The sequence below is a fragment of the Rhodopila sp. genome, from assembly GCF_035548095.1.
Lineage (GTDB): Bacteria > Pseudomonadota > Alphaproteobacteria > Acetobacterales > Acetobacteraceae > Rhodopila.
Genome location: NZ_DASZUV010000025.1, coordinates 1 through 3,836, shown reverse-complemented (window position 1 = coordinate 3,836; position 3,836 = coordinate 1). Strand labels below are relative to the sequence as shown.

The following is a 3,836-nucleotide window of genomic DNA, read 5'->3' as shown; positions in this document are numbered from 1 at the left end:
CTCGTAATCGGCGATCATGGCCAGCGCCTCGTCGCGCGCGGCGGTGGCATCGCCGCCGGCGGCGTCGAGCAGCAGGACGATCAGCGGGGTGACGACGGCGTTGAGGATGACGAGGGAGAAGGCGGCCAGACAGGGGGGCATCGTGATGGGCCTTTGCGTGTGTCCGCTGCCATTAGGATGGAATTCTTCCCGAGTGTCAAGGAATTTTGTCCTTGTCTGCGCTTTTGAGGGACCATCTTCTTATCAACCACGCGTCGCGCTATGACGATCTTCGGCTGGAGAGCCGCGACACGGCAAGAACGGCATAATGATCCCGCCGGAGGCGTGGGTGCGTGCTTGCGCTTTCCAGGTCGATCCCGCATCGCCTGTGCGGACACCGATCGGCGCCCGACCGGCCGGTATGTTCCCGCCGTTCGGGCGCCATGGCGCGCATCCTGGCCGCACCGCCCGGAAAGCACCCACGGCATGACAGGGTCGGATTGACCCCGTCATGCTTTGTCAACTCTCTCATTCAAGAGCGCGATTCACGCCTTCCAACCGCCGGTTTCAGGCGCTCGCGCTCCAGCGCCGGGCCGCATGGAGGATCGCGCCCGTCACGTGACGTGAGGACGGGCGCGATCCATTGGCGGGCGTGGCGGGCCGGCCGCGTCGATCAGCCGCGACGGCGGCGGACCAGACGCAGGCCCAGCAGGCCGGTGCCGATCACGGCCAGCGACATCGGCTCCGGCACCGGATTCGGAATGACCTGTTGAGCCGAACCGATGCTGAAATTGTCGAACGCGAAGACGTCACCGGTGCCGCCGGTGGTGGCGAAGGTGATGCTCGTATACTGCGTCGTCAGGTCATAGAAGCCGAAATACAGCACCGAACCATCCGCGACGTTGGACGCGGCGGTCGGCACCGTCAGGCTGGTCACGTTGCTGGAGGTATCGGTCAGTTCCAGGGTGACGGTGCCGTTGAAGTCCCCGATATCGATGCCATAGAAACCGAACGCCGCGATCGGGCTGCTGAACGCGAGCGAGAACGTGCCGGCGCCGCCGGCGGTCACTTCCCAGTATCGCGATGAACTCGCTGAGGGAACGCTGTAGCGGCCAGCGCCATTGGTCGTGCCCGGCGTCACCGAAACGACCGAGCCGCTGCCGTTCAGGGTGGCGGTGCCGGCGGCGCCGAAATTGACCGTCAGCGGGGCGCTGCCCGAGAGGGTTTCGAAGGTCTCCGTCCCCACGCCGTTGAGGTTGGAGAAGAAGTCGTTCCGGGCGGCATCGGCGTTCGGGGTCGAGGAGAGCGGCGTGAACGCCGAACCGTTGGCGTCGATGCCGGAGAAGGTGACAGGCGTGGCCTGTGCGGAGACGACGGCAACGCTGGCAAGCAACCCGCCGAGTACCGTTGCTTTGAGAGTAAGGGGGCGCATGAATGGGACCTCATTTTAGAATGAAAGGATAACATTGCTGTTGCAGCAAATACCGTGCCAGAAAAGGGAAGCATTCCATATCAAAGCGATACCGCGCCCGGACTTCGGGAAAGGCTGCCCGGTGTAAGGTTTCTCGACGAAATTGTCTGATATTATAATTGCCTAACAGCATGTTCGTGATGGTATCGATTCGATACGATCCGGCAAAACCCGTCATTCGACAGAACAGACATGACAACAGACACGATCCAACAGACATGATTTGTGACGCTGATAGGGGCCGCGCGGCGTTTGACTTGGCGCGAGCCGTCTCATCACGGCGCGCGCCCCGGTCCTGGCGAGCGGAACGGTGGACCAGCCTGCGTCAACACCCTGCATGACCCCGCAATCAACTGATCGCGGGCGGGCCGGCGCGGTCCTTCTCCCCGGCGACACGGCGCCCATCTCCTTGGCCTGTCGATGGGCACAGGCGGGGCGGCATTCCGCCGGACCGGCCGGCGTCCATCAGGCAACGCGGAGAGGTGGATCATGAGCGAACGCGCAGAAGGCGCCATCGCGGATACAGGTGAGGCAATCCAGCGGCAGATCAACAAGGTGGAGGAGACCACCGATCAGGTGGTGGCGTTCATCCGCGAGCGGCCGATCATCGCCGTGCTGCTGGCGGCAGGAATCGGCTACCTGCTGGGCAGGATCGCCTGCTGACCCGGATGACGGACAGCCGGAAACGAGGCGGGCGCCCCTGGCTCACCTCAGGGCGTGCCTGTCCTCGGGTCGTCGAACGGATCACACGTTGAAGCGGAACAGCAGGACGTCGCCGTCCTGGACCTCGTAGTTCTTCCCCTCGACCCGCATCCGGCCCGCTTCCTTGGCGCCCTGCTCGCCGCGACAGGCGACATAATCGTCGTAGGAAATGGTTTCGCAGGCAATGAAACCGCGCTCGAAATCCTTGTGGATCACCGCCGCCGCCTGCGGTGCCCTGGTGCCGCGCACGATCGTCCAGGCACGCGTCTCCTTCGGGCCGCATGTAAAATAGGTCAGCAGATCCAGCAGCTGATATCCCGCCCGGATCACCTGGTCCAACCCGCTCTCGGTCAGGCCGAGGCCTTCGAGGAATTCGCCACGGTCCGCCTCGGGGAGCTGGGAAACTTCCGCCTCGATCGCCGCCGACACGACGATGGTCGGCGCGCCCTGCGCCGCCGCGAATGCCCGCACCTTGGCGGAGAACGCATTGCCGGTGGCGGCCGAGGCCTCCTCGACGTTGCAGACATACAGCACGGGCTTGGAGGTCAGCAGTTGCAGCCGCCGCACCGCTTCCTCCTCACCCGGCGGGATCGCCGTCCGGGCGGGCTTGCCGGCTTGCAGCGCGGCGACGAGCGGCTCCATCAGCGCGGCCAGGGCCACGCTCTCCCTGTCGCCGCCACGGGCGCGCTTCTGCGCGTTGGTCAGCCGTTTCTCCAGGCTCTCCAGGTCGGACAGCATCAGCTCGGTCTCGACCACCTCGATGTCGCGCAACGGGTCGATGGAGCCTTCCACATGGGTGATGTCGGCATCCTCGAAGCAGCGCAGCACGTGGATGATGGCGTCGACCTCGCGGATATTGGCCAGGAACTGGTTGCCCAGGCCTTCGCCCTTGGACGCGCCGCGCACCAGGCCCGCGATATCGACAAAGGTGATGCGGGTGGGAATGATCTCGCCCGATCCGGCGATCCCGGCCAGGGTCTCCAGCCGCGGGTCGGGCACCGCCACATCGCCGACATTGGGCTCGATGGTGCAGAAGGGATAGTTGGCGGCCTGGGCGGCGGCCGTCTGGGTCAGCGCATTGAACAAAGTGGACTTGCCGACATTGGGCAGGCCCACGATTCCGCATTTGAAACCCATTACGTCTCCTTGGGCGGCCTGGTCAGCAGCGCCACCTTGCTCATGAATCCGGCGTCGTCGTCCCTGGCCAGAAGCGGCGCGGCCTCGACCATCGCGTCCACCAGCGGCTTCAGCCAGCCGATCTCGTCCTTGCTGAAATTGGCCAGCACATGGCCCGTCACCATCGCCTTGACGCCGGGATGGCCCACCCCCAGCCGCACCCGGCGATAGTCCGGCCCCAGGGTGGCGGTGATGGAACGCAGGCCGTTCTGCCCGGCATCGCCGCCGCCCCTCTTCACTTTGATCTTGCCCGCAGCCAGGTCGATCTCGTCATGGATCACCACCAGCGCCGACGGCGGCAGCTTGAAGAAGCGCAGCGCCGGACCCACGCTGTCGCCCGACAGGTTCATATAGGTCTGCGGCTTCAGCAGGTAGGTCTTGCGGCCCGCCAGGCTGCCTTCCGACAACAGGCCGTCGAATTTGGCCTTCCACGGCCCGAAACCATGCGCGGCATGAATCTCGTCCACGACGATGAAGCCGGCATTGTGCCGGTTCTTCGCATATTGCG

Annotated in this window: 4 protein-coding genes; 1 reads left to right on the top strand and 3 read right to left on the bottom strand. The window is 64.9% G+C overall.

Annotation, left to right across the window (positions count from 1 at the left end; all coding sequences use genetic code 11):
* Window positions 1–652 precede the first annotated feature (652 nt).
* Window positions 653–1,411, bottom strand: a complete 759-nt coding sequence (locus VHC04_RS18115) for a PEP-CTERM sorting domain-containing protein (protein ID WP_325683886.1) — start codon at window positions 1,409–1,411, stop codon at window positions 653–655.
* Window positions 1,412–1,939: 528 nt separating this feature from the next.
* Between VHC04_RS18115 and VHC04_RS18110 the strand changes: the two genes are divergently transcribed.
* The gene (locus tag VHC04_RS18110) at window positions 1,940–2,113 is read left to right on the top strand and encodes a hypothetical protein (protein ID WP_325683884.1); all 174 of its coding nucleotides are present in this window, start codon (window positions 1,940–1,942) and stop codon (window positions 2,111–2,113) included.
* 81 nt (window positions 2,114–2,194) lie between these two features.
* Here the strand turns inward: VHC04_RS18110 and ychF are convergent, their stop codons facing one another.
* Both ychF and pth read right to left on the bottom strand, forming a co-directional pair.
* Complete coding sequence (ychF, locus tag VHC04_RS18105) at window positions 2,195–3,289, bottom strand: redox-regulated ATPase YchF (RefSeq protein WP_325683882.1); 1,095 nt, start codon at window positions 3,287–3,289, stop codon at window positions 2,195–2,197.
* A partial coding sequence (gene pth, locus VHC04_RS18100; protein ID WP_325683880.1) for an aminoacyl-tRNA hydrolase occupies window positions 3,289–3,836 on the bottom strand: 548 nt, incomplete at its 5' end. The genes ychF and pth, both read right to left, overlap by 1 nt.